We start from the raw sequence: 21,757 nt of genomic DNA, 5'->3' as shown, positions 1-21,757 counted from the left end.
CGGGTTTTCGTCCGTGGGACGGGTATCGAGCATCATGTCCGAAGAGACCACGGCGTCGGGCGACGAGCGGTCGGTCATCCGTTCGGGACGCAACTTCGAGCAGGAGTACCGACTGAGCGCGAGCGAGGCCGGCGAGTTCCTCGTCAAACTCGGCGAGCAACTGCGCGACGGCGACGAACTCACCATCGTCGACGAGGAGTGGGAGCTCCCCTTCGCGTTCGGCGAACCCGTCGAACTCGAGATCGACTTCGACGGCATGGGCGAACCGGAACTGGAGATCGAAGTCGAGATACCCGGCCACGCGGACGACGAGGCGCCGGACGTCGTCGGCGAGTAGGCGCTCGCGGTTGGACCGTCGAAACCGCGGTCGAGGGCCACGAAAACTGCGTTTCGGGTACGGTACCCCGCGACCCGTTGCCGAAGCGTGCGCACCAGACCCCGCGTTCGGGCGTTTCTACGAGGGAGACGTGCTCGCGAGTGTGATAACGGAATTCCGATGACTCACTCTCTCAGCCGAGTGTCCTCCATCGACACACGCTCGGAGGGGGAATCCGATTCGGTTTCCAAGAGAGCCTCGGTTTTCTGTTCGAACTCGTCGTCCGACAGTTCACCACGTGCGTATCGCTCTCGGAGTTCCGCAAGCGGGTGGTCATCCTCACGCGTGGTACCACCAATACCTCGCGGTGGCGAATTCCCTTCGTTCATACCAGTCTCAAAGAGGGAGAATACCCAGAACCCACAGCCGACGAGGACAACAAGACTCACGACGCCGATGAGGTAACTGCCCGAACTCAGCGAGCGAAACAACGTTCCGAACGCGACGAGTCCGAACACGGCCAAGAGCCCACCGAGCATCGCTCGATGGAGCGAGGAGGCAAGACGGTCTGTGTGCGAGATGTCCATCTCGTTCTCGATAATGTAACTGAACACAAGTATCTTCGGGACATCGACACCTACAGGGATGGACTCCACGGTTTGGGGTCTCCAGTATCGGAGAACGGTGCCCCTCCGGTGAGCCCCCCGTGTCGGCCGACCATCGACCGGCGGTGTCAGAACGACCGACAGCGACGAGACCGGCGGACTGGTTCGAATGGAGTACCCTCCCCGGAGCACGTGAGTTGTGGCATCCCGAACGTCGAACCTCTGGGACGGCGCGCTCGGAATCGCTATCGCGACTACCGGTTTATCGCCGCCGGGGGACCGGTCGGGAATCCAGCACCAAGCACTATGACCGCCCCGCGAGTGCGACGCGTATGGACCGTATCAACCCGGCCACTGGCGAGCAACTCGACCCGGTCGAGACGGAGGACGAAGCGGACGTCGAGCGAGCGGTCGAGCGGGCGAGCGAGGTGTATCCGGAGTGGAGCGGCCGACGCATGGAGGAGCGTCAGAAGCTCCTCGCGCGGGCCGGCGACGTCCTCCGGGAGAACAAACAGGAGTACGCGGAGCTGATGACCCGCGAGATGGGCAAGCCCATCTCGGGGGCGCTATCGGAGGTGGAGAAGTGCGCGTGGGCCTGTGACCACTACGCCGAGAAGGCGGGCGAGTACCTCGCCGACGAGCACATCGGGACGGAACCGCACGCCGACGCGTTCGTCTCCTACGAACCGCTCGGACCTGTACTGGCGGTGATGCCGTGGAACTACCCCTTCTGGCAGGTGTTTCGCTTCGCCGCGCCGACGCTGACGGCGGGCAACACGGGATTGCTGAAACACGCTTCGAACGTCCCCGGCTGCGCGCAGGCCATCGAGGAGGTGTTCCGCGAGGCGGGCTACCCCGAGGGGGCCTTCCAGAGCCTCATCGTCGGCTCGGACCTCGTCGAGCAGGTCGTCGAGGACGACCGGGTGCGGGCGGTCACCCTCACCGGGAGCGAGGGGGCGGGGCGAGCGGTGGGGGCGACGGCGGGCGAACAGCTGAAACCCTCGGTGCTAGAACTGGGCGGAAGCGACCCGTTCGTCGTCCTCGAGGACGCGGACGTCGAGGCGGCCGCGGCAGTGGGTGCCCGGGCCCGGACGCTCAACTCGGGGCAGTCCTGCATCGCCGCCAAGCGGTTCATCGCCGTCGAGGAGGTGTACGACGAGTTCCTCGACGCCTTCGTCTCGGAGATGGAGGCGCTGACGGTCGGCGACCCGATGGAGGAGGAAACCGACATCGGTCCGCAGGCCCGCGAGGACCTCATGGCCGACCTCCACGAGCAGGTCGAGGACACGCTGTCGGACGGGGCGGAGCTCCGGACGGGCGGCGAACCGCTCGACCGCGACGGGTTCTTCTACCCGCCGACGGTGCTCACCGACGTCCCGCGCGACGCGACGATGAGCTGTGAGGAGGTGTTCGGCCCCGCCGCCGCGGTCTACGAGGTGCCCGACGAGGAGACGGCGGTCGACCTGGCGAACGACTCCACCTACGGTCTCGGTGGCTCCGTCTGGACGGAGGACCTGGACCGGGGCGCGCGCGTCGCCCGGCGCATCGAGTCGGGGTGTGTGTTCGTCAACGAACTCACCAAGTCCGACCCGCGCATCCCCTTCGGCGGCGTGAAGGACTCGGGCTACGGGCGCGAACTCGGCGAGTTCGGCATCAAGGCGTTCGTCAACGAGAAGACGGTGTGGGTGCAGTCCGCCGCCGACCAGGACGTCTAGTCAGACCAGCGAGTCCGGGCGCGTCGAGAGGTACTCGAAGACGAGGCCGAGGGCGAACCCGTAGACGAGGTGCGCCGCGAGGGTGAACCCGAGGTACAGGACGAGCGTCAGTCCCGTGAAGCCGCTGTAGAAGCCCATCACGAAGCCCGTCCACAGCGCGCCCCCGAAGAACAGGCCGCTCACCGGGGGCCGCTCGCCGGGGAGGTACTCCATCAGCGCCGCGAACAGCAGCGGCCACGGCACCATCCCGTTGGCGAGGAAGATGAGGTACCCCACCGTGACCGGCGAGGAGACGTCGGAGAGGCCGACGGGTTCGGTGAGCGATGCGAACGAGGCGAACGAGAACGCGCCCACCGACGCGGCGAGGAAGAGGACGCCCGTCATGAGCGCCGTCCCGGCGAGGCCGCCCGCCGCCCCGATGACGCCGTCGGCGACGATGCCGAACAGGCGGTCGTACTCCGCGACCTGTTCCGCCAGCGTGGGGTCGTCGAACTCCTGGGACGTGTCTGCCATAGCGCTAGATAGCACCCAGTACTGTGATAACAATTACCACATGTGTCCGTGCGGCGGATTTTCTGATACACGTTAACATGTGGCACAAAGTTGAAGAGTGCCAGCGATGAAGACGAACCGAGGGGATGGGATGTACCGACCGAACGCGGGGGTGTTCGTCCAGCTAGACGGACTCGTACCGAGGGGAACGCGGACGAGCGTCTTCTCGGAGATCTACTGGGTGTTCCTGCTCCTCGGGACGCTCGTCGGGGTCGTCGTCGTCGGCTACATGCTGTACAACGCCTACCGCTACCGCGACGGTGCCGACCGGGCCGACGACGGGGACGCCGAACGCCCGCGCCTCGGCGAGTTGCCGAGCGGCGGCGGCAAGGGACGAAAGCTCTTCCTCTCGTTCGCCATCAGCGCCGTCATCGTCGTCTCGCTCGTCCTCTGGACGTACGGGACCCTGCTGTTCATCGAGCGCCCCGGGACCGCGGCCGCCGCCGCGGGGGACGCAGACGGCGAGGTCGTCGAGATAGAGGTCGTCGGCCGGCAGTTCATCTGGGAATTCGTCTACCCGAACGGTCACACGACGACCGGTGAACTGCGCGTCCCGGAGGACACGCAGGTCCGACTGGCCGTCACCTCGGCGGACGTGTTCCACAACTTCGGCGTCCCCGCGTTGCGCGCGAAGGCGGACGCCATCCCCGGCCAGACCACCGAGACGTGGTTCGTCGCCGACCGCCCCGGCGAGTACGAGGCCCACTGCTACGAACTGTGCGGGGCCGGCCACTCCGAGATGAAGGCGACCGTCGTCGTGATGGAGCGCGGCGAGTACGAGGAGTGGTACGCCGGGACCGAAGGGGACCGAAACGCGACGGGCGGGAACGAAACGAGTGAGAACGCGACGAGTGAGAACGCGACGAACGCGGGGGCGTCGGTCGTCGCGGCCGGAGGTGAGCGCGCGTGAGTCGCCGGCGCGACGGGAACCGGACCGACGGCGGGCACGTCCACGAGGGCGGCCGCCCCGTCGCCGAGGGCGAGGCGTCCCACGAGCACGGCCACGACCTGCCGCCGCAGTCGTCGATACGGCGCTGGTTCGTCACGACGAACCACAAGGACGTCGGCGTCCTCTACCTCGTGACGTCGCTGTTCTTCCTCGTCTTCGGCGGCGTCCTCGCCCTGCTCATCCGCCTGCAGTTGCTCGAGTCGGGCGGAACGCTCCTCTCGGGGGCGGCGTACAACCAGACCGTCACGGCCCACGGCCTGCTGATGGTGTTCTGGTTCCTCTCGCCGTTCGCCTTCGGGTTCGCCAACTACGTCGTCCCGCTGCAGATCGGCGCGAAGGACCTCGCGTTCCCGCGGCTGAACGCGCTGTCGTACTGGCTCTACCTCGCCTCGGGGTTGCTGTTCGCCGTCTCCTTCTTCCAGGGCGGGACGTTCTCCGGCGGGTGGACGATGTACGCGCCGCTCAACGTCCCCACGTTCATGCCGGAGGTGGGGGCGACGACGGCGATACTGGCGCTCGTCCTGTTCGTCACGTCGGTGACCGTGGGGTCGGTGAACTTCATCACGACCATCCACCGGATGCGCGCGGAGGGGTTGACCCTGCGTCGGATGCCGCTGTTCACGTGGACCATCCTGCTGACGGTGTGGATGATGCTGTTCGCGTTCGCGGCGTTGCTCGCGGCGCTGCTCATCCTCTCGTCGGACCGCCTGCTCGGAACGACCTACTTCGCCGCCACCGACGCCGCCGGGTCGCTCCTGTGGGCGCACCTGTTCTGGTTCTTCGGCCACCCCGAGGTGTACATCGTCTTCTTCCCGGCGCTCGGCGCGATGGCCGAGATATTCCAGACGTTCACCGGACGGCGCATCGTCGGGCGCAAGTGGTTCATCGCCGCGATGGTGCTCGTGGCGCTGCAGTCGTTCGCCGTCTGGATGCACCACATGTTCCTCACGAGCATCAACCTCCAGGTGAAGACGCTGTTCATGGCGACGACCATCGGCATCTCGCTCCCGTTCGACCTGATGGTGTTCGCGCTCATCTACACGATGCTGAAGGGGCGCATCCGCTTCACGACGCCCTTCCTGTTCGCCTTCGGCGCGCTCGTGCTGTTCATCCTCGGGGGCATCACCGGCGTCTTCCTCGGGGCGGTGGTCCTCGACTACGAGTTCCGGGGGACGTACTGGGTCGTCGCGCACTTCCACTACGTGATGGTCGGCGGGGTGACGGGGCTCGTCGGCGGCCTCTACTACTGGTTCCCGAAGATAACGGGGCGGATGTACGACGAGTTCCTCGGAAAGGTCCACTTCGGGCTGTACTTCGTCGGGTTCAACCTGCTCTACTTCCCGATGTTCCTCGCCTGGGAGACGCCCCGGCGGGCGTTCGACTACCCGGCGGTGTTCACCCAGTGGCACCAGCTCGCGACCGTGGGGGCGTTCGTGCTGGGCGCGTCGTTCCTCGTCATGTTCTACAACCTCTACGTCAGCCTCGCGAGCGGCGAGGACGCCGACGCCTGCCCGTGGACCTACGGCACCACCGCGGAGTGGGCGGTACCGTCGCCGCCGCCGCTCGAGAACTACCCCGGCGTCCCGAGTTACAGCACCGGTGCGCTGCGGTTCCTCGACCGCCCGGCGCTCGGCGCCGCGACGGACGGGAGTGGGGGGGCGACGACGCGGGGCGACGGTGGCGGGTACGGGGAGGGACACGCCGAGAGCCACGCGAGCGTCTGGCCGTTCGGCATCGGCGTCGCCGCCTTCCTCCTCTTCCTGGGGCTCTCCGGGCTCCGGGACGGCGGCCCGCTCTACCTCGCCGTCGCGCTCGCCGGCACCGCCCTCGCGGCGTACACCCTCGTCGGGCTGGCGCGCGAGCGCTTCGCCGGCCCGACGGGCCCGTTCGGCGAGTCGTGGCCCTTCGAGGCCGTCGAGAACACCAAACTCGGGATGTGGGTGTTCCTCGCGAGCGACGTCGTCCTGTTCGGCGCGTTCATCGGCTCGTACGTCTTCATCCGCGTCGCGTTCGGCTGGGGGGCGTGGGAGGTCGTTCCCCACGACCCCCTCCCCGGACTGGTGAACACCTACCTCCTGCTGACGAGTTCGTTCGCCGTCGTGCTGGCGCTCGTCGCGGCCGAACGGGGGAGCCGCCGGGGCGTCGTCGCCGCCCTGGGCGCGACGTTCGTCCTCGGCGTCGGCTTCCTCGTCAACAAGGGCATCGAGTGGTACGAACTGTTCCACGAGGGGGTGTGGCTCTCGACGAGTCTCGAGTCCTCGACGTTCTTCCTCACCACGGGCCTCCACGCCGCGCACGTCGTCGTGGGGCTGCTCATCGTGCTGTACATGACCGCGCGGGCGAACGGCGGGGCGTACCTCGACGACGGCCGGCCGGTGGAGTACTTCGGGCTCTACTGGCACTTCGTCGACATCGTCTGGCTGTTCCTGTTCCCGCTGTTCTACATCCTGTGACCATGAACGCGAAAGGCTACACGCTCGTCTACGTCGTCCTGTTCGTCGCCGCCACCGCGCAGGTACTCGTCGAGTTCGCCGGCCTCGCCTACTGGACGGCCTTCGGGGCCATCATCGGGCTCTCGGCGGCGAAGGCGCTACTCGTCGCGGGCTACTACCAGCACCTCGTCAGCGAACCGCGGTCGGTGAGCTACGTCGTCCTCACGGGCCTGCTGGCGGCGCTCGCGCTGACGCTCGCGGCGGCGTACTCCATCAGCTAGTCAGACCAGGACGAACACGTACGTGTAGGTGATGCCGAAGGTGACGAGGACGATGGCGGCGATGACCTTCAGGTGGTAGACGAAGAGGTCGTCGGCCTCCTCGTCGCTCGCGTCCGCCGCCGCGGCGCGCTCCTCGTCCGTACAGGCCGTCCCGTGGCGCTCGGCGACGTGGAGCGCCCGGAGACGCTCGTCGGCCAGGGGTCGCTCGCAGTACGGACAGACGACGGGCGTGGCGTCGTCGGGGACGAGCGTCGGCGGCGGTGGACGTGGTGAAGGCATGGTGGGTCACCCGCCGAGGAACGGCGGTCGGGCGTACGGCTGGGTGAGCAGCCAGATGCTCGTCGTCGTGTAGAGCACCATGAGCGCCACGTAGGGGTACTGGCTCCGGAGCGGCTGGAGTCGGCCGGTGAACGTCTCGAAGGCGACGACGTGCGCCACCCAGACGCCGACGAGGTGGCCGAGGACGACGAACCCGACCTGGAGGCCGCCGAACCACGCCGGCGGGACGAGGACGACGAGCGCCATCGGCGGCGAGAGGGGGTCGGCGAGCGTCGCCGCGAGCGCCGGCGAGAGCGAGAGGAAGTAGCCGAGGAAGTGCGCGAGGTGGTAGCCGGCGGCGATGGGGACGAGCGCGAGGACGAACCGCCGGTCGAGTTCGGCGGGCGCGACGAAGGCGTCCGCGGAGCGACGCGCCAGCCGAGCGGCAAGGCGGAACGCCCCCAGCGCGAGGAGGAAGCCGACGACGAGCGCCCCGAGGTAGACGGCGAGCGGCGGCAGGCCGGCGTCGACGAGCGGGCGCGCCACGCCGGCCCACGCCGCCGTCGAGACGAGGCCGTCGAAGGTGGTCACCCACACGAGCGCGACGACGAACGCCACGTCGTCCGGGCCGGCGACGAGTCGACGCGCGCGCACACGCCCGCCGTCGGCGCGGACCGACCGCTCGGCGGTGCGCGGGCGGTCCGTTGGAGAGCCGGAGAGACCGGAGACGGTCAGCGCCGCCCCCGGAACCCGGAGGGCGAGTCGCCCGTCGACGCGCTGGACGGGGGCGAGTGCACCGTAGTAGCGGAAGACGCGGGAGACGGGGTCGACCCGGTCGAACCACACGTCGCGGCCGACGACGCTCGCGCCGGCGAGCGTGACGAGGGTGTAGCAGAGGACGACCGACGCGAGCAGGCGGGGGGCGTCGGCCAGCGGGCTCACCACCTCCAGCCACACCAGCGCGAGGAGGGCGACGACGCTCGGCCACGCGCCGAGACGCGCCGGGTAGGGGTACCCGAGCGAGGGGAGGTGGCGGGCGATGGTCCGCCAGGGGTCGAGCGCCGGCCACGTGTTCCCCACGAGGTAGACGGTCGTGGAGTAACCCGCCCACCAGCCGACCCAGACGAGGAGGACCCCGAGGTTGGCGACGGCCGCGACCGGACCGACGAAGCCGACGACGACGACGGCGAGGAGGGCGAGGACGCCGACGAGCGAGAGGAGGCGACGGCCGACCGTCCGTGCGCGGTCGAGCGAGACGGTCGGGCCGCGCTCGTAGGGCGCCCGGACGAGGGCGCGGTCGGTGACGACGCTCGTGAACAGGAAGGAGGCGACGACGGCCCCGCCGCCGGTGACCGCGAGGAGCCACGACGGGACGGTGACGGGCGCCGCGCCGCCGAGCGACCCGGCGTGCGCGTGGACGCTCCCGACGAACGCCCCGCTCGCGATGACGACGTGCCCGCAGAGCAGCGCGAGGAGCGCTCGACGCAGTCGGCCGGGCGTCACGTCTCCCACCCCCCGGCCAGCGCGCCCGCCCCGGCGAGCAGGGCGACCGCGAGCACGTAGGCGGCCGTCGAGACGTCGAACGAGAGGGCGGCGGCCGCCAGGGCGGCCGTCGACCCTCCCGCCGAGAGGGAGGCGAGCACGGGGAAGCTACAGCCGAGACAGGAGACGACGCCGACGACGCCCGGGAGGGCCGCCGCGCTCGCCTCCAGGAGGCGCGCGTAGACGAGGTACGCGAGGCCGAGGTAGCCGACCGCGAGGTACGGGACGAAGTAGACGTGGCCGGTGTGGCCGACGTAGGCGACGCGCGGGCCCCACCCCGGCGCGGAGGGGGTGAACTGCCAGCCCGTCAGGTGGGCGTGGGAGTGGTCGGCGCCGTGGGCGTGAGCGTGGGCGGTCGCGGCCCCCAGCAGGGTCGGCGGGTCGACGAGGCCGGAGAGCCAGGCGAGCAGGAGGAAGTAGCCGCCGGCGAGGAGTGCCGCCGCGAGTCGGCGGGGACGGGTGGTCGGGGACGGCCTCGTCCGGACCAGCGCCCAGACGCCGAGGTTTATCCAGACGAACGGGTAGACGACGTACCGGGGGTCCGTGGGTCGGGCGCCGGTCGCGCCGAAGTACCCGACCACGAGCAGCGCCTCGGCGACGAGGACGGCGGCGGCGAGCCACCACCCGTCCGGCGTGCGCCCGAGCAGCCGCCGGGCGGTGGCGACGCTCACGGGCGACCACCCGCGAGCACGGCGTGTTCGCCCACCCGCCTCACCCCCCGAGGAGGAGGAGGCCGGAGACGGCGAGGACGAACAGCGCCCCGACCGCCCACGCGCTCACGGCGAACGCCTCGGCGCTCGTGCGCCCGCGAAACCGGACCGTCCGGTAGACGCCGACGACGAGGAACGCACAGAGCGCGAGGACGGCGCTCGCAACCGCCAGCGCGCCGGCCAGCGGACTCATCGGTCCGCCCGCGAGCGCGAGGACGACCCCGGCCCCGACGGCGAGCGACAGGAGCAAGAACAGCGCCGTCCACACCGCCGGACGACGGCTCGCGGCGACGAGCGCGGCCGCCCCCCGGCTCAACCGGTCGCCGCGCTCGGGCGACGACGGCGAGTACCGCCGTCCCTCGCGCAACCCGAGGAGCACGGCGACGACGCACGCCAGCGCGGCCCCCGTCAGGAGACCGCTCGCGAGGTTCGTGAGTGTCATGGTATGTCTAGTCATAACACTATCAGTCGGCTTAAATCGTCGTTCACGGCGGTCGACCGGTTCGCGGGGCACCCGATTGATGTAGGCCGCGCGCGTCGGTCGGGCTATGAAGACATCAGACCTCCTGGTCGCCTGCCTCGAAGCCGAGGGCGTCGAACACGTCTTCGGGCTCCCCGGCGAGGAACTGGAGGACATCCTGTTCTCGCTCGCCGACTCGCCCATCGAGTTCGTCCCCGTCCGTCACGAGCAGGGCGCGGCGTTCATGGCCGACGTCCACGGGCGGTTGACCGGCGACGCGGGGGTCTGCCTCTCGACCCTCGGCCCCGGCGCGACGAACCTCATGACGGGCGTCGCGGACGCCCACCTCGACAAGTCGCCCGTCGTCGCCATCACCGGGCAGGGGAGCAGAGAGCGCCTCCACCAGGAGAGCCACCAGTTGCTCGACGTCGTGAACACGTTCGCCCCCATCACGAAGTGGAACACGCGCCTCGACGACCCCGCCATCGTCCACGAGTCGGTCCGGAAGGCGTTCAAACTCGCCGAACTGGAGAAACCCGGCGCGACGCACCTCGAACTCCCCGAGGACATCGCGGCCGCCGACAGTGCCGACGAACCCATCCGCCCCCGCGAGCGACGGGTCCGCCGGGCCGCGCCCGACCCCGGCGCCGTCGAGCGGGCCGTCGAGGTCCTCGCGGGGGCCGACCGACCGCTCGTGCTCGCGGGCAACGGCGCCGTCCGGACGCGCGCCGCCGAACAGCTCAGGGCGTTCGTCGAGGGGCTGAACGCCCCGACGGTCGCCACCTACATGGGCAAGGGGGCGGTGTCGGACGCCGACGAGCACTCCCTGCTGACGCTCGACTCGGGGACGGAATCGCAGGCCGAGCGCGTCATCGACCGGGCGGACACCGTCCTCGCCGTCGGCTACGACATCGCCGAGCACGACCCGGAGAACTGGAACCCCGACGGCGAGAAACGGATCGTCCACCTCGACTTCGAACCCGCCGAGGTGTACGAACACTACGTCCCGGAGGTGGAGGTGGTCTGCGACATCGCCGCCGGTCTGGAGGCGCTCTGCGCGGCCGACCTCGACCCGACCGGCGACGACTGGTACGCCGACCTCAGACAGGCGCTCGCGACGGACGTGACGCGCGCGCCCACCGAGGACGAACCCTTGAGCGTCCGGCGGGCGCTCCCCATCGTCCGCGACGTGCTGGCCGACGAGGACGTCCTCATTTCCGACGTGGGGAGCCACAAGATGGCCATCGCGCGTCACTACCCGACCTACGAGCCGAACACCTGCATCGTCTCGAACGGGCTGGCGAGCATGGGCATCGCCGTCCCCGGCGCGGTGGCGGCCGACCTCGTCACGGACGGGAACGTCGTCGCCGCCACCGGCGACGGGGGGTTCCTCATGAACGCCGCGGAACTGGAGACGGCCGGTCGCCTCGGCTGTTCGTTCACGGTCCTGCTGTTCAACGACGACGACTACGGCCTCATCCGGGAGAAGCAGTCGGCCCACCGCGGCGGCGCGGTCGGGACCGCCCTCGGCAACCCCGACTTCCCGGCGTTCGCCGAGAGCTTCGGCGTCTCCGGCCACCGCGTCGACTCCTGGGACGACTTCCGGGAGACGTTCGCGGCGGCGGTGGCGAGCGACGACCTCTCGCTGGTCGAGGTACCCCTCGCGCGCGTCGACGACCGCTAACTCACTGGATGGAGAGTTCGTCGTCCTCCTCGACCTCGTCGGCGCGCCAGTAGAGGCCGAACTCGACGCCCTGGCGGCCGGCACCGAAGACGGGGTCGTTGCCCGACACCTCGACGGCGAAGTCCATCGCCTCCGGCGGGTTGACGGTGGCGCTCTCGTTGCCCACGACGAGCGTCACCTTCTCGCTGCCGGCCCCCGTCCCCGACTCCTGACTGTCGGCGGCGTTCGTGGTACTCGTCGTACTGGCGGCGTTCCCGTCGGTCCCGCGCTGGCTCTCGGGCGTGCGCGCCTCGTCCTCGGTGCCGGTGACGGAGGACCTCCCGGACGTGTTCGCCTCGGTACCCGAGGACGACTCACCCGTCCCGGTCGCACTCCCGTCGAGTCTGTCGGCGAACTCCCGGAGGTACGCCGCGACTTCCGCACGGGTCATCTCGCGTTCCGCTTCGAGCGAAGACATGCGGGGGAAGGCACTCGTCTGCGAGACACACCCGTTGTGCTTGCCAGAGAAAGGTCTACCGGCGGAGGCCGCTGACGGCGGCCCACACCGCAAGCGCGCCGAGGGCGAGCGCCGGAATCAGCGGGACGGTGAGGTAGGCGTCCCGAAAGGAGAGGCCGAGCGAGGAGATGAGCGGCTCCGAGTAGGGGAGGTAGAGCACTATCGCCGGGGCGACGATGAACGCGACGAATATCATGCCGACGAGCACCCAGCCCCGCCAGTCGAACTCCGACTCGTCGGGGCCGGGAACGCCGTCGACGTCGCGGACGTACGCGCGCGTGGTGCGGGCCCGAGCGGGTCGCTCGCCCTCGTCGGGGCCGTCGCCCTCCTCGCGGAAGCGGTCGGGGTCGTGGACGTACCCCTCGCGCTCAGGCATCGTGCTCGCTGTCGGGGACGACGACGACCTTGCCGAAGCCCTCGCGGTCCTCGAGCATCGCGTGGGCGCGCTGTACCTCGCTCATCGGCAGGACGTCGCGGACGTGGACCTCGAAGGTGCCGTCCCAGACGAGGGGAAGGACGTCGTCTATCTCGCCGGGCGTCGCCATCGTCGAGCCGAGTATCTGCTGCTGGTTCCAGAAGACGCGGTTGAGGTTCGTCTCGGCCATCGCACCGGTGGTCGCGCCGCAGGTGACGATGCGCCCGCCCTTCGCGAGCGCCTTCTGGGAGGACTCCCAGGTCGCCGGGCCGACGTGGTCGACGACCACGTCGACGCCCCGACCGTCCGTGCGGTCGCGAATCTCGCTCGCGAAGTCGACCTCCTCGTAGTTGACGACGTGGTCGGCGCCGCACTCGCGGGCGTGGTCGAGTTTCGCCTCGGTGCTCGCGGTGGCGTACACCTCCGCGCCGGCGTAATCGGCTATCTGGACGGCCGCGTGGCCGACGCCGCCGCTCGCGCCGAGGACGAGCACCGACTCGCCGGGGCCGACGTCGGCCTGCGTGACGAGCATCCGCCACGCGGTCTGGAAGACCAGCGAGGCGGCCGCGGCGGTGTGCCACTCGACGTGGTCGGGCACCGTCACGAGGTTCTCCTCCGGGACGGCGGCCTGCTCGGCGTGGACGCCGCGGACGTGCTCGCCGATGAGGTGGTAGTTCACGCAGAGCGACTCCTGACCGTCGCGGCAGAACTCGCACGTCCCGCAGTAGCGCCCGGCGGTGACGGCGACGTGGTCGCCCTCGCTGAACCGGGTGACGTCCTCGCCCACCTCGCTCACGACGCCGGCGGCGTCGCTGCCGGGGATGTGGGGCATCTCGAGGTCGACGCCCGGGAGGCCGCGGCGGGTCCAGACGTCGAGGTGGTTGAGCGCGCCCGCCTTCACGTCGACGAGCACCTCGTCGTCGCCGACGGTCGGGTCGTCGAAGGCGTCGTAGCTGAGGACGTCCACGTCACCGTGTTCCGTGAACTGGACGGCGTGCATATCGAGGGGTCGGACGGGCCGGACAAAACGCTGCCGATGCCACGGTGTGACACGCCCGCGCCCGACCGTTAAGGGGGCTCCCGTCGAACCGGGGACCATGGCGAACCACCACTCGACCGACGGCGACGGACGCGACGGAGACGACGCACACGCGGGAGACGGCCACGACCACGACGGCCACGACGGCCACGACCACCACCACGACCACGGCGAGGCGGGGACGCACGACCACCACCACCACGACCTCGACACCGTCGCCGCGGCGGTCGTGACGGTCTCCTCGACGCGTACCTCGGAGGACGACCCGGCGGGCGACGCCATCGAGGAACTGCTGGTCGCGGCCGGCCACGAGGTGGTCGACCGCGAGGTGGTCCCCGACGACTTCGAGGCGGTCCGCGAGGCCGTCGAGGCGGCCGTCAGTGGCAGAGCGGACATCGTCGTCACGACGGGCGGCACGGGCATCACGCCCGACGACGTCACCGTCGAGGCGTGCGCGGTCCTCTTCGACAAGGAACTGCCCGGGTTCGGCGAACTGTTCCGACAGCTCTCGCGCGAGGAGGTCGGGACGCGCGTCGTCGGGACGCGCGCGGTGGCGGGCGTCGTCACGCACAACCCGACCGACGACAACCCGGTCGGGGGCGTCCCGGTGTTCTGCCTGCCCGGCAGCGAGAACGCCACCCGACTGGGGACGCGCGAGATAATCGCCCCGGAGGCGCCCCACCTCGCGGGGCTCGCGAAGCGGACGTGAGCGCCCCGGTGCTGGTCGTCGGCGCGTCGGGCTACCTCGGCCGGAGCGTGGTGGACGCGCTCCGCGAGCGCGGCGTCTCGACCGTCGGCACCTACCACCGGAACCGCCGTCCCGGCGCGAGCGTCGGTTACGACTTCTTCGAGGACGACCCGACCGTCCTGCCGCTCGAGGGGTGCGAGACGGTCGTCTTCGCCGCGCACGTCGAGCGGACGTCCCACGACCGCGAGCGCTTCGACGCGGCGCTCTCCCGCCTCCTGCGCGCCTGCACGGGCACACGGTTCGTCTACGCCTCCAGCGTCGGCGTGTTCGACGGCGAGACGGGCGGGTACGTCGAGTCCGACCCCCCGAACCCGAAGTCCCGTTACGGGCGGCGCCTCGCCGCCTTCGAGCGACGCGTCGCCGACGCCCTCGACGGCTGCATCCTCCGGTTCGACTACCTCTTCGGGTCCTCCCGGGGGACGCTCGACGACCGCCTCGCGCACACCCGCGAGCGCCTGCGCGCCGGCGAGACCGTCGAGTACTACGCGGACATGTTCAAGAGTCCCGTGGCCGTCTCCGACGCCGCCCGCACGGTCGCGACGGTCGTCTCCGAGGAGGTCGACGGCGTGGTGCACGTCCCGACCCCCCGGACGAGCGTCTTCGCCTTCCACCGCGCCGCGATGGCCGCCCTCGGCCTCCCGTACCGGCGGGTACGGCCGACGACGATGCCCGACGACCCGGTGCTCCACCGCGACACGTCGCTTCGCTCCGAGCGCTTCGCCGAGCACGTCGGGTTCCGTCCACGGTCGGTCCGGCGTGCGATGCAGGACGCGCGGACGGCTCTCCGCGTCTGAGGAGGGGCTCCGCGACGGTGAGGACGAGGGCGGGGACGAGCGTGAGTGTCGTCGCCGCGAGCGGCCGTCGAGGTCGGTGGTCGGTCAGCCTCGGCGCGACGCAGGCGTCGAGACGGGGGGAGCGCGGTTCAGGAGGGGAGCGGACAGAGGCTCGCGGTGAGGACGGCCGGGTCGTCGGTGTCGTTGCGCGCGCCGTGGACGACGCCGCGTTCGTTGAGGACGACCCCCGGGGCCTCGACGGACGCCTCCTCGTCGCCGCGAATCACGGTGACGGTCCCCTCCACGACGTGGAAGACGTTCGTCGCGTCGTCGTGCTCGTGTGGCGGTACCTCGGCGCCGGGGCCGAGCGCGAAGAACTTCACCAGCACGTCGTCGGTGACGACCAGTTCGCCCGACTCCACCTCGCCGTCCGCGGGCGTCGGGACGTCGTAGCGGTCGAGTGTCATGGTGCCCACTCGGGCGCGCGTCGCCTTAGTTTCGCAGGGCGTAGTACGCGTCCTCGAACGCGAGGAAGTCGTACTCGGAGACGAGCGCGACGACCGCGGGAGGGAGGGGTTCGGGGGACGACGACGCGACGGCGTGTTCGAGGAGGGCGCGCTCGGTCGCGGCCAGCGGGGGGACGGCGAGGGTGTGGACGACGGCGTCGGCCGTCGGGTCGCAGGCGCGGGCGCGGAGCGTGACGCGGCCCTCGTGCTCCTCGGTCGTCAGGTCGTAGTAGCCGCCGGCGTAGCGCACGGTGTCGGCGCGCTCGACGCTCAGTCCGGTGGGCGCGTCGACGACGGCGCGGCCGTCGACGATGGCCGCGTCGACCCACTGTTCGAGGCGTTCGGAGACGAGCGCCACGCTCGCGTCGCGGTCGGTCGGGACGTCGGTGGGGTCGTCGACTGCGAGCGTTCGTTTCGGGGGCCGGGCCGTCGCACTGGGGAGGCCGGCCAGCGCTACCGTCGCGCTCCCGCCGGCGAGGAGCATCGTTCGTCGAGTAGGGGTCTCCATACACGGTCGGTTCGGACACGTTGGTAAGTACTTTCTGTGGCGACGGTTCGGGCGGTCGATGCGTCGCTGTCGGAAGGTATTCACCCCGGGGGGCCCACGTCCCCGACATGGAATACGCCACCGTGCAGGGGGTCGACGTGCCGGCGGTCGGCCTCGGGACGTGGCGGCTCACCGGCGAGGAGTGCCGGGAGACCGTCCGCACCGCGCTCGACCTCGGCTACCGCCACGTCGACACCGCACAGGCGTACGGCAACGAACGGCGGGTCGGAGCCGCGTTGCGCGACGCGGACGTCGAGCGCGAGGACCTGTTCCTCGCGACGAAGCTCTCGGGCGGCAACCGCGAGTACGACGACGTGCTGCGCTCGACCGACGAGAGCCTCGCGAAACTCGGGACGGACTACCTCGACCTGTTGCTCGTCCACTGGCCGAACCCCCGGACCCCGCTGGAGGCGACCATCACCGCGATGAACGACCTCGTCGAGGCCGGGAAGGTGCGCCACGTCGGCGTGAGCAACTTCGGCATCGAGCGCCTCGACCGCGCGCGCGACCTGTCGGACGTCCCCATCCTCACCGACCAGGTGCAGTACCACCCCTACTGGGACCAGCGGGAACTGCTCGACTACTGTGCCATCCACGACGTGCTGGTGACCGCTTACAGTCCACTGGGTCACGGCGGCGTCCTCTCCGACCCCGTCCTCGAGGCGGTCGGCGAGCGCTACGGGAAGAGCCCGGCGCAGGTGGCGCTCCGGTGGCTCGTCCAGCAGGACGGCGTCTGCACCATCCCGAAGGCCACCAGCCGCGACCACCTCGCGGCGAACCTCGAGGTGTTCGACTTCGAACTCACCGACGAGGAGATGGAGCGCATCCGCCAGCCCTCGAAGGTGCGCACGCTGACGGGCTTTCTCAGGGCGCGGCTCTCGCGGTGAGCGAACGGTCACGATAGCTTATCAGGCGGGCCGTCGACAGGGGTTGTATGCCCGCACGACTCTCCGAGCACTGCTGGGTCATCGAACTCCGGGGCGTGAACGCGTACCTCGTCGCGGACGAACCCGAGACCGACGAAGACGCCGACACCGAGGACGCGGAGCGCGTCCTGACGCTCGTCGACGTCGGGTCGCCGCTGGACGCCACCCGCCTCGCCCGCGAGGTGGAGGCGACCGGCCACCGTATCGAGGACGTCGAGCGCGTCCTGCTCACCCACTACGACATCGACCACGTCGGCGGCATCGGCCGCCTCGACCTCCGGGACGCGACGGTGTACATGGGCGCGCCGGACGTCGACTACCTGACGGGGACCTCCGCGCCCGCCGTCGACTCGCCGAAGGGGGCGCTCCAGCGCGTCCTCGCGCCGTTCGCGAGGACGCCGCGGGTCGACGTCGAGACGGTCGCCGACGGCGAGGAGGTGGGGAGTTTCGTCGTCTACGAGACGCCCGGCCACACCGCCGGCCACGTCGCCTACGTGAGCGACCACCTCTCGGCGGCGTTCGTCGGCGACCTCGTCGTCGAGTCCGACGGCGACCTCTCGCCGTCGCCGTGGGCCATCAGCGACGACACGGAGGCAGTCACCGAGAGCATCCACGACCTCGCCGACCGGATGCCCGCCGTCGAGATACTGGGGATGGGCCACGGCGTCCCCTTCATGCGAAACGGGAGCGTCCGCCTCGCCGAACTCGGCGAGCGCATCGAGTAGTTCCGCCACCCACACGGTTAGGCGACTGGCGCGTGAACCCGCGGCCATGAGTCAGGACGACCTGCCCGAGGGCTGGCACGAGAGTACCGTCGACCAGAACGCCGCCGAGCGCTACGACCCCCGACCGCCCATCCTCTACGAGGCCGACGACGAGGTGTGCGTTCAGGTCGTCCCCGCCGGGGCGAACGGTCCCCACGGCGACGAGGACCGCTGGCGCGTCGCGCTCCTCGAGGGCACGTCGCTCAGTCCCGAACGCGTCGAGGCCGCGACCGAGGTCGAGGGCCGCGACGACGCGATGGCGCTCGCGCGCGACCTCATGGCCGCCTACAACGAGCAGGGGAGCGTCGAGGACGCCCGTCACGCCATCTAAGAGCGCGTAGACTACGTAGAGGTCATAGAAATCCGAGCGCGCGATACGCACCGAACGGCGGTCACCGCTCGACGGTCGACGCGACGAGTACCGAGAGAGGCCGGGACGGGGACTCAGACGAGTTCGTCGGCGACGGTGTCGGCGTCCATCAGGTCGGGGTCGACGATGAGGCCCGCGCTGGCCCGGGCGAACTCCGGGACGGTCTCGTGGGCGTAGACGACGACGCGGACGTCCGGGTTCAGTTCGCGCGCGAGCGGGATGGCCGTCGCGAGGCCGACGTCCGTGACGACGAGGAGGTCGGCCTCCTCGATGCCCGCGTCGCGGAGGGCGTCGCGGGTCGCGGTGCCGGCCGCGCGGGTGGTCTGTGCGCCGTGCGCTTCGAGTGCCGCCGACAACTCCTCGGGGTCCGAACCGACGATGACTGCCTGCATGGTCACTCGTACTCGATGGTCGCGGGGGGCTTGTGCGTGACGTCGTAGACGACGCGCGCGACCGACGGGACCGTCCCCGTGATGCGCGACTGGATGCGCTGGAGCGTCTCCCAGTCGAGTTCCTGGGCGCGGGCGGTCATCCCGTCGCGCGACTCGACCGACCGGACCGCGACGATGTGGCCGTGGACGCGGTTGTCGCCTTTCACCCCCGTCCCCTTGCCGACGACGGCGGCGAACGCCTGCCACGGGTCGTACGCCTCCAGTTCCTCCTCGACGATGTGACACGCCTCGCGGGCCACGTCGGCCTTCTCCGGCGTCACCTCGCCGACGACCCGGACCGCGAGGCCCGGACCGGGGAAGGGCATGCGCTCGCTCACGACCTCCTCGAGGCCGAGCGCGCGGGCCACCTCGCGCACCTCGTCCTTGTAGAGGTCGCGGACGGGTTCGACGATGCCGTCGAAGTCCACCACGTCCGGCAGGCCGCCGACGTTGTGGTGGGACTTGATGCCCCCCTCGCTCTCGATGCGGTCGGGGTAGATGGTCCCCTGGACGAGGTAGCGGGCGTCGGTGCCCGTCGCCTCGCGCTCGAACTCGCGGATGAACTGCTCGCCGATGACGTGGCGCTTCTCCTCGGGGTCGAGGACCCCTTCGAGGCGGTCGAAGAAGCGCTCCTGGGCCTCCACGATACGGAGGCTCTCCATGTAGTCGAACGTCTCCCTCACCTGGTCGGTCTCGCCCTTGCGCATCAGGCCGGTGTCGACGTAGACGGGGGTGAGCTGGTCGCCGATGGCCTCGTAGGCCAGCGCGGCGGCCACCGAGGAGTCGACCCCGCCCGAGAGCGCGATGATGGCGTGCTCGTCGCCGACCTGCTCGCGTATCTCCGCGACGGCGTCGTCGACGAACGGTTCGACGTCCACCATCAGGCGCTCACCTCCCGGTCGCCGCGCACTCTGTCGAGCGCCACGTCGAGCAGCCCCATGAACGGAGGGCTCGCCCGGCCGGGGCGCGAGCGGAACTCGGGGTGGAACTGCGTTCCGATGAAGTAGGGGTGCTCGGGGAGTTCGAGTATCTCCATGCGGTTGTTGACCCGTCCCGAGAAGACCAGTCCTGCGTCCTCGAGCGTCTCGATGTACTCGGGGTTCACCTCGTAGCGGTGGCGGTGGCGTTCGACGCACTCGCCGCCGTAGAGGTCGGCCGCGAGCGTCCCCGGCGTCACGTCCGTCTCGTAGGCGCCGAGACGCATCGTCCCGCCCATGTCCTCGACCTCGTACTGTTCGGGCAGGAGGTCGATGACGGGGTTGGGGGTGTTCTCGTAGAGCTCGGTCGAGTGTGCGCTCTCCAAGTCCGCGACGTTCCGCGCGAACTCGACGACGGCGAGCTGGAAGCCGAGACAGAGCCCGAGGAAGGGGACGCCCTCCTCGCGGGCGTAGCGGACGGCGTCGACCTTCCCCTCGGTACCGCGCACGCCGAAGCCGCCGGGGACGACGATGGCGTCGGCCCCTTCGAGGCGCGCGCGGTGGTCGGCGTCCATCTCCTCGGCGTCGACCCAGCTGACGTTCACGTCGACGCCGTGTTCGAGGCCGGCGTGCTTCAGCGCCTCGTGGACCGAGAGGTAGGCGTCCTCCAGGGCGTACTTCCCGACGAGGGCGACGTCGAGTTCGCCGGTCCGCTCGCGCGTCACCAGGTCGCGCCACCCGGTCGCGCGCTCGTCGCGCGGGAGGGCGCGGTCGGTCAGGCCGAGACGCTTCAGGACGTACTCGTCGAGGCCCTCCTCCTCGACGGTGAGCGGGACGTGGTAGATGTCCTCGACGTCGGGGTTGGAGAACACCGCGTCGGTGGGGACGTCACAGAAGAGCGCGATTTTTCGCTTGACGTCGGCCTCGAGGTCCGTCTCGCAGCGCCCGACGAGGACGTCCGGCTGGAGGCCGATGGAGCGCAGTTCCTTCACGCTGTGCTGCGTGGGCTTGGTCTTCTGCTCGCCGTTCTTCGAGTAGGGGACGAGCGTGACGTGCATCAACAGGAAGTCGTCCTCCTCCTGCTCGTGGACGAACTGGCGCAGCGACTCGAGGAACGGCATCCCCTCGATGTCGCCGACGGTGCCGCCGACCTCGACGATGCAGACGTCGTGGCCCTCGGCGGCCTCCCGGATGCGTCGCTTGATGTCGTCGGTGACGTGCGGGATTATCTGGACCGTCTTGCCCAGGTAGTCGCCCGCGCGCTCCTTCTCGATGACGTGCTGGTAGACCTTCCCCGTCGTGACGTTGTGGTCGGCCGTCATGTCGATGTCGAGGAAGCGTTCGTAGTTCCCGAGGTCGAGGTCGACCTCCGCGCCGTCCTTCAGTACGTAGACCTCGCCGTGCTGGAACGGGTTCATCGTCCCCGCGTCGACGTTGAGGTAGGGGTCGATCTTCACCGCGGTGACGTCGAAGCCGGCGTTCGCCAGCAGGCGACCGGTGCTCGCGGCCGTGATGCCCTTCCCGAGGCCGGACATCACACCGCCGGTGACGAAAATGAACTTCTTGCCCAGCGAGGGGTCGTAGTCCGTGGGCGCTGTCGGCATACTGAGGGTGTGAAGGTCGCGGGCAAAACGGTTTCGGGACTGCGCCGTCCCGTCAGGGAGTCACACGCCAGAACGCGACGGCGAAACCTCTCAGCCGAGGTGGTCGCGGAGGAACCCGGCGACGTGCGCCGCCGCCTTCTCGCCCTGCCCGACGAAGTGGTGGTCGGCACCCATCGCGACCACCTCGCAGTCGTGTTCGCGCGCGCGCTCGACGACCGGTTCCCACTCGGCGGTCGTGTCGCGCTCGCCGTAGACGACCTGCACCGGGCAGGCGATGGCGGCGAGCGCGGCCGCGGCGTCGAGGCTCCCGTCGAGACGGGCAGCAGGGGCGAGCGCGCTCACCGCCGCCACGTCCGTCTCGACGGCCGCGAGCAGGGCGACCGCCCCGCCGAAACTGTAGCCGAACAGCGCGACGGACGCGAAGCGCTCGCGCGCCCACTCGACGGCGCGGACGGCGTCGGTCCGCTCGCCGCGCCCCTCGTCCCACGCGCCGTAGTCGAAGCGCAGGCAGGCGATGTCGGGCGAGAGCGCGTCCGAGACGGCGGTCAGACGGCGGTCACCGCGGTGGCCACCCATCCGGGGGTGGGGCGGGCAGGCGACGACGCAGGCGTCGGTATCGGTGTCGGGGGTATCGAGGCTGGCGCGCACGTCGCGCGCGCCGCCCACGACGACGGGGTCGCTCATACCCCTCCCTCGGCGGTAGGCATTTTAATACGC

General features: G+C 70.3%; 26 protein-coding genes. 11 read left to right on the top strand and 15 right to left on the bottom strand.

Annotated elements, in window-relative coordinates; translation table 11 throughout:
* Window positions 1–34: 34 nt before the first annotated feature.
* Window positions 35–337, top strand: a complete 303-nt coding sequence (locus P1Y20_RS00560) for an amphi-Trp domain-containing protein (protein WP_304446703.1) — start codon at window positions 35–37, stop codon at window positions 335–337.
* Window positions 338–501: 164 nt separating this feature from the next.
* Here P1Y20_RS00560 and P1Y20_RS00555 read toward each other — a convergent pair whose 3' ends face one another.
* Window positions 502–972, bottom strand: coding sequence for an SHOCT domain-containing protein (locus P1Y20_RS00555; RefSeq protein ID WP_304446702.1), 471 nt, complete (start codon window positions 970–972; stop codon window positions 502–504).
* A gap of 281 nt (window positions 973–1,253) precedes the next feature.
* On the opposite strand from P1Y20_RS00555, the gene P1Y20_RS00550 reads away from it, so the two are divergent.
* A complete protein-coding gene (locus tag P1Y20_RS00550) occupies window positions 1,254–2,636 on the top strand; it encodes an NAD-dependent succinate-semialdehyde dehydrogenase (protein ID WP_304446701.1) in 1,383 nt (460 codons plus the stop codon).
* Here P1Y20_RS00550 and P1Y20_RS00545 read toward each other — a convergent pair whose 3' ends face one another.
* A complete protein-coding gene (locus P1Y20_RS00545; protein ID WP_304446700.1) occupies window positions 2,637–3,149 on the bottom strand; it encodes a DUF6789 family protein in 513 nt (170 codons plus the stop codon).
* Between the two features lie 130 nt (window positions 3,150–3,279).
* Between P1Y20_RS00545 and coxB the strand changes: the two genes are divergently transcribed.
* The 3 genes from coxB to P1Y20_RS00530 are packed head-to-tail and all read left to right on the top strand — an operon-like array spanning window position 3,280 to window position 6,850.
* Window positions 3,280–4,098, top strand: a complete 819-nt coding sequence (gene coxB / locus P1Y20_RS00540) for a cytochrome c oxidase subunit II (protein WP_304446699.1) — start codon at window positions 3,280–3,282, stop codon at window positions 4,096–4,098.
* Complete coding sequence (locus P1Y20_RS00535; RefSeq protein WP_368662129.1) at window positions 4,095–6,590, top strand: cbb3-type cytochrome c oxidase subunit I; 2,496 nt, start codon at window positions 4,095–4,097, stop codon at window positions 6,588–6,590. Before coxB ends, P1Y20_RS00535 begins: the two co-directional genes overlap by 4 nt.
* Before the next feature lie 2 nt (window positions 6,591–6,592).
* The gene (locus P1Y20_RS00530; RefSeq protein WP_304446698.1) at window positions 6,593–6,850 is read left to right on the top strand and encodes a cytochrome C oxidase subunit IV family protein; all 258 of its coding nucleotides are present in this window, start codon (window positions 6,593–6,595) and stop codon (window positions 6,848–6,850) included.
* On the opposite strand, the gene P1Y20_RS00525 is transcribed toward P1Y20_RS00530, so the two are convergent.
* From P1Y20_RS00525 to P1Y20_RS00510, 4 genes are read right to left on the bottom strand one after another with little or no spacing between them, the layout of a single operon-like run.
* Window positions 6,851–7,129: a DUF7410 domain-containing protein gene (locus P1Y20_RS00525; protein ID WP_304446697.1), complete on the bottom strand. Its 279-nt coding sequence runs from the start codon at window positions 7,127–7,129 to the stop codon at window positions 6,851–6,853.
* A gap of 6 nt (window positions 7,130–7,135) precedes the next feature.
* On the bottom strand, window positions 7,136–8,575 hold the full coding sequence (locus P1Y20_RS00520) for a hypothetical protein (RefSeq protein ID WP_379737776.1): 1,440 nt from the start codon (window positions 8,573–8,575) through the stop codon (window positions 7,136–7,138).
* 32 nt (window positions 8,576–8,607) lie between these two features.
* Complete coding sequence (locus P1Y20_RS00515) at window positions 8,608–9,321, bottom strand: DUF7546 family protein (RefSeq protein ID WP_304446695.1); 714 nt, start codon at window positions 9,319–9,321, stop codon at window positions 8,608–8,610.
* A 40-nt stretch (window positions 9,322–9,361) separates the two neighbouring features.
* Window positions 9,362–9,802 carry a hypothetical protein gene (locus P1Y20_RS00510; RefSeq protein ID WP_304446694.1) on the bottom strand — a complete coding sequence of 147 codons (441 nt, stop codon included), beginning with the start codon at window positions 9,800–9,802 and terminating at the stop codon, window positions 9,362–9,364.
* A gap of 106 nt (window positions 9,803–9,908) precedes the next feature.
* Between P1Y20_RS00510 and P1Y20_RS00505 the strand changes: the two genes are divergently transcribed.
* Window positions 9,909–11,504 carry an acetolactate synthase large subunit gene (locus P1Y20_RS00505; protein WP_304446693.1) on the top strand — a complete coding sequence of 532 codons (1,596 nt, stop codon included), beginning with the start codon at window positions 9,909–9,911 and terminating at the stop codon, window positions 11,502–11,504.
* Between the two features lies 1 nt (window position 11,505).
* Here P1Y20_RS00505 and P1Y20_RS00500 read toward each other — a convergent pair whose 3' ends face one another.
* Genes P1Y20_RS00500 through P1Y20_RS00490 form a run of 3 tightly spaced genes read right to left on the bottom strand, consistent with a single transcriptional unit; the run spans window position 11,506 to window position 13,415 of the window.
* Complete coding sequence (locus tag P1Y20_RS00500; protein WP_304446692.1) at window positions 11,506–11,961, bottom strand: amphi-Trp domain-containing protein; 456 nt, start codon at window positions 11,959–11,961, stop codon at window positions 11,506–11,508.
* A 55-nt stretch (window positions 11,962–12,016) separates the two neighbouring features.
* Window positions 12,017–12,376: a DUF7977 family protein gene (locus P1Y20_RS00495; protein WP_304446691.1), complete on the bottom strand. Its 360-nt coding sequence runs from the start codon at window positions 12,374–12,376 to the stop codon at window positions 12,017–12,019.
* Window positions 12,369–13,415: a zinc-binding dehydrogenase gene (locus tag P1Y20_RS00490; RefSeq protein ID WP_304446690.1), complete on the bottom strand. Its 1,047-nt coding sequence runs from the start codon at window positions 13,413–13,415 to the stop codon at window positions 12,369–12,371. The genes P1Y20_RS00495 and P1Y20_RS00490 overlap by 8 nt, the downstream gene beginning before the upstream one ends.
* Before the next feature lie 97 nt (window positions 13,416–13,512).
* On the opposite strand from P1Y20_RS00490, the gene P1Y20_RS00485 reads away from it, so the two are divergent.
* Both P1Y20_RS00485 and P1Y20_RS00480 read left to right on the top strand, forming a co-directional pair.
* Window positions 13,513–14,163, top strand: a complete 651-nt coding sequence (locus tag P1Y20_RS00485) for a MogA/MoaB family molybdenum cofactor biosynthesis protein (protein WP_304446689.1) — start codon at window positions 13,513–13,515, stop codon at window positions 14,161–14,163.
* Window positions 14,160–14,996, top strand: coding sequence for a sugar nucleotide-binding protein (locus P1Y20_RS00480; protein ID WP_304446688.1), 837 nt, complete (start codon window positions 14,160–14,162; stop codon window positions 14,994–14,996). The genes P1Y20_RS00485 and P1Y20_RS00480 overlap by 4 nt, the downstream gene beginning before the upstream one ends.
* A gap of 128 nt (window positions 14,997–15,124) precedes the next feature.
* On the opposite strand, the gene P1Y20_RS00475 is transcribed toward P1Y20_RS00480, so the two are convergent.
* Window positions 15,125–15,442 carry a cupin domain-containing protein gene (locus P1Y20_RS00475; protein WP_304446687.1) on the bottom strand — a complete coding sequence of 106 codons (318 nt, stop codon included), beginning with the start codon at window positions 15,440–15,442 and terminating at the stop codon, window positions 15,125–15,127.
* A gap of 25 nt (window positions 15,443–15,467) precedes the next feature.
* On the bottom strand, window positions 15,468–15,989 hold the full coding sequence (locus P1Y20_RS00470; RefSeq protein WP_304446686.1) for a hypothetical protein: 522 nt from the start codon (window positions 15,987–15,989) through the stop codon (window positions 15,468–15,470).
* Window positions 15,990–16,096: 107 nt separating this feature from the next.
* On the opposite strand from P1Y20_RS00470, the gene P1Y20_RS00465 reads away from it, so the two are divergent.
* From P1Y20_RS00465 to P1Y20_RS00455, 3 genes are read left to right on the top strand one after another with little or no spacing between them, the layout of a single operon-like run.
* Complete coding sequence (locus P1Y20_RS00465) at window positions 16,097–16,915, top strand: aldo/keto reductase (RefSeq protein WP_304446685.1); 819 nt, start codon at window positions 16,097–16,099, stop codon at window positions 16,913–16,915.
* Window positions 16,916–16,962: 47 nt separating this feature from the next.
* Window positions 16,963–17,679 carry an MBL fold metallo-hydrolase gene (locus P1Y20_RS00460; protein WP_304446684.1) on the top strand — a complete coding sequence of 239 codons (717 nt, stop codon included), beginning with the start codon at window positions 16,963–16,965 and terminating at the stop codon, window positions 17,677–17,679.
* A gap of 46 nt (window positions 17,680–17,725) precedes the next feature.
* The gene (locus P1Y20_RS00455; protein WP_304446683.1) at window positions 17,726–18,049 is read left to right on the top strand and encodes a hypothetical protein; all 324 of its coding nucleotides are present in this window, start codon (window positions 17,726–17,728) and stop codon (window positions 18,047–18,049) included.
* A 113-nt stretch (window positions 18,050–18,162) separates the two neighbouring features.
* Here P1Y20_RS00455 and P1Y20_RS00450 read toward each other — a convergent pair whose 3' ends face one another.
* The 4 genes from P1Y20_RS00450 to P1Y20_RS00435 form a co-directional block, all read right to left on the bottom strand.
* Window positions 18,163–18,480: a DUF7126 family protein gene (locus tag P1Y20_RS00450; RefSeq protein ID WP_304446682.1), complete on the bottom strand. Its 318-nt coding sequence runs from the start codon at window positions 18,478–18,480 to the stop codon at window positions 18,163–18,165.
* A gap of 2 nt (window positions 18,481–18,482) precedes the next feature.
* Window positions 18,483–19,400 (bottom strand): glutamine-hydrolyzing GMP synthase, encoded by a 918-nt coding sequence (gene guaA / locus P1Y20_RS00445; RefSeq protein ID WP_304446681.1) that lies wholly within the window; start codon window positions 19,398–19,400, stop codon window positions 18,483–18,485.
* The gene (gene pyrG / locus P1Y20_RS00440; protein WP_304446680.1) at window positions 19,400–21,040 is read right to left on the bottom strand and encodes a CTP synthase; all 1,641 of its coding nucleotides are present in this window, start codon (window positions 21,038–21,040) and stop codon (window positions 19,400–19,402) included. Before pyrG ends, guaA begins: the two co-directional genes overlap by 1 nt.
* 90 nt (window positions 21,041–21,130) lie before the next feature.
* Complete coding sequence (locus tag P1Y20_RS00435; RefSeq protein ID WP_304446679.1) at window positions 21,131–21,724, bottom strand: dienelactone hydrolase family protein; 594 nt, start codon at window positions 21,722–21,724, stop codon at window positions 21,131–21,133.
* Window positions 21,725–21,757 lie beyond the last annotated feature (33 nt).

The organism is Halomarina ordinaria, from assembly GCF_030553305.1.
Taxonomy (GTDB): Archaea; Halobacteriota; Halobacteria; order Halobacteriales; family Haloarculaceae; genus Halomarina; species Halomarina ordinaria.
The sequence above is the reverse complement of the archived record's forward strand: the minus strand, read 5'-3'. Positions and strand labels throughout refer to the sequence as shown.

Bases quoted from the DNA above. Each gene is read 5' to 3' on its own strand.
- coxB (WP_304446699.1), top strand. From the start codon at position 3,280: ATGTACCGACCGAACGCGGGGGTGTTCGTCCAGCTAGACGGACTCGTA.
- P1Y20_RS00500 (WP_304446692.1), bottom strand. From the start codon at position 11,961: ATGTCTTCGCTCGAAGCGGAACGCGAGATGACCCGTGCGGAAGTCGCG.
- pyrG (WP_304446680.1), bottom strand. From the start codon at position 21,040: ATGCCGACAGCGCCCACGGACTACGACCCCTCGCTGGGCAAGAAGTTC.
- guaA (WP_304446681.1), bottom strand. From the start codon at position 19,400: ATGGTGGACGTCGAACCGTTCGTCGACGACGCCGTCGCGGAGATACGC.
- P1Y20_RS00460 (WP_304446684.1), top strand. From the start codon at position 16,963: ATGCCCGCACGACTCTCCGAGCACTGCTGGGTCATCGAACTCCGGGGC.
- P1Y20_RS00455 (WP_304446683.1), top strand. From the start codon at position 17,726: ATGAGTCAGGACGACCTGCCCGAGGGCTGGCACGAGAGTACCGTCGAC.
- P1Y20_RS00530 (WP_304446698.1), top strand. From the start codon at position 6,593: ATGAACGCGAAAGGCTACACGCTCGTCTACGTCGTCCTGTTCGTCGCC.
- P1Y20_RS00490 (WP_304446690.1), bottom strand. From the start codon at position 13,415: ATGCACGCCGTCCAGTTCACGGAACACGGTGACGTGGACGTCCTCAGC.
- P1Y20_RS00545 (WP_304446700.1), bottom strand. From the start codon at position 3,149: ATGGCAGACACGTCCCAGGAGTTCGACGACCCCACGCTGGCGGAACAG.
- P1Y20_RS00525 (WP_304446697.1), bottom strand. From the start codon at position 7,129: ATGCCTTCACCACGTCCACCGCCGCCGACGCTCGTCCCCGACGACGCC.
- P1Y20_RS00505 (WP_304446693.1), top strand. From the start codon at position 9,909: ATGAAGACATCAGACCTCCTGGTCGCCTGCCTCGAAGCCGAGGGCGTC.
- P1Y20_RS00470 (WP_304446686.1), bottom strand. From the start codon at position 15,989: ATGGAGACCCCTACTCGACGAACGATGCTCCTCGCCGGCGGGAGCGCG.
- P1Y20_RS00465 (WP_304446685.1), top strand. From the start codon at position 16,097: ATGGAATACGCCACCGTGCAGGGGGTCGACGTGCCGGCGGTCGGCCTC.
- P1Y20_RS00475 (WP_304446687.1), bottom strand. From the start codon at position 15,442: ATGACACTCGACCGCTACGACGTCCCGACGCCCGCGGACGGCGAGGTG.
- P1Y20_RS00485 (WP_304446689.1), top strand. From the start codon at position 13,513: ATGGCGAACCACCACTCGACCGACGGCGACGGACGCGACGGAGACGAC.
- P1Y20_RS00550 (WP_304446701.1), top strand. From the start codon at position 1,254: ATGGACCGTATCAACCCGGCCACTGGCGAGCAACTCGACCCGGTCGAG.
- P1Y20_RS00450 (WP_304446682.1), bottom strand. From the start codon at position 18,480: ATGCAGGCAGTCATCGTCGGTTCGGACCCCGAGGAGTTGTCGGCGGCA.
- P1Y20_RS00560 (WP_304446703.1), top strand. From the start codon at position 35: ATGTCCGAAGAGACCACGGCGTCGGGCGACGAGCGGTCGGTCATCCGT.
- P1Y20_RS00510 (WP_304446694.1), bottom strand. From the start codon at position 9,802: ATGACACTCACGAACCTCGCGAGCGGTCTCCTGACGGGGGCCGCGCTG.
- P1Y20_RS00495 (WP_304446691.1), bottom strand. From the start codon at position 12,376: ATGCCTGAGCGCGAGGGGTACGTCCACGACCCCGACCGCTTCCGCGAG.
- P1Y20_RS00435 (WP_304446679.1), bottom strand. From the start codon at position 21,724: ATGAGCGACCCCGTCGTCGTGGGCGGCGCGCGCGACGTGCGCGCCAGC.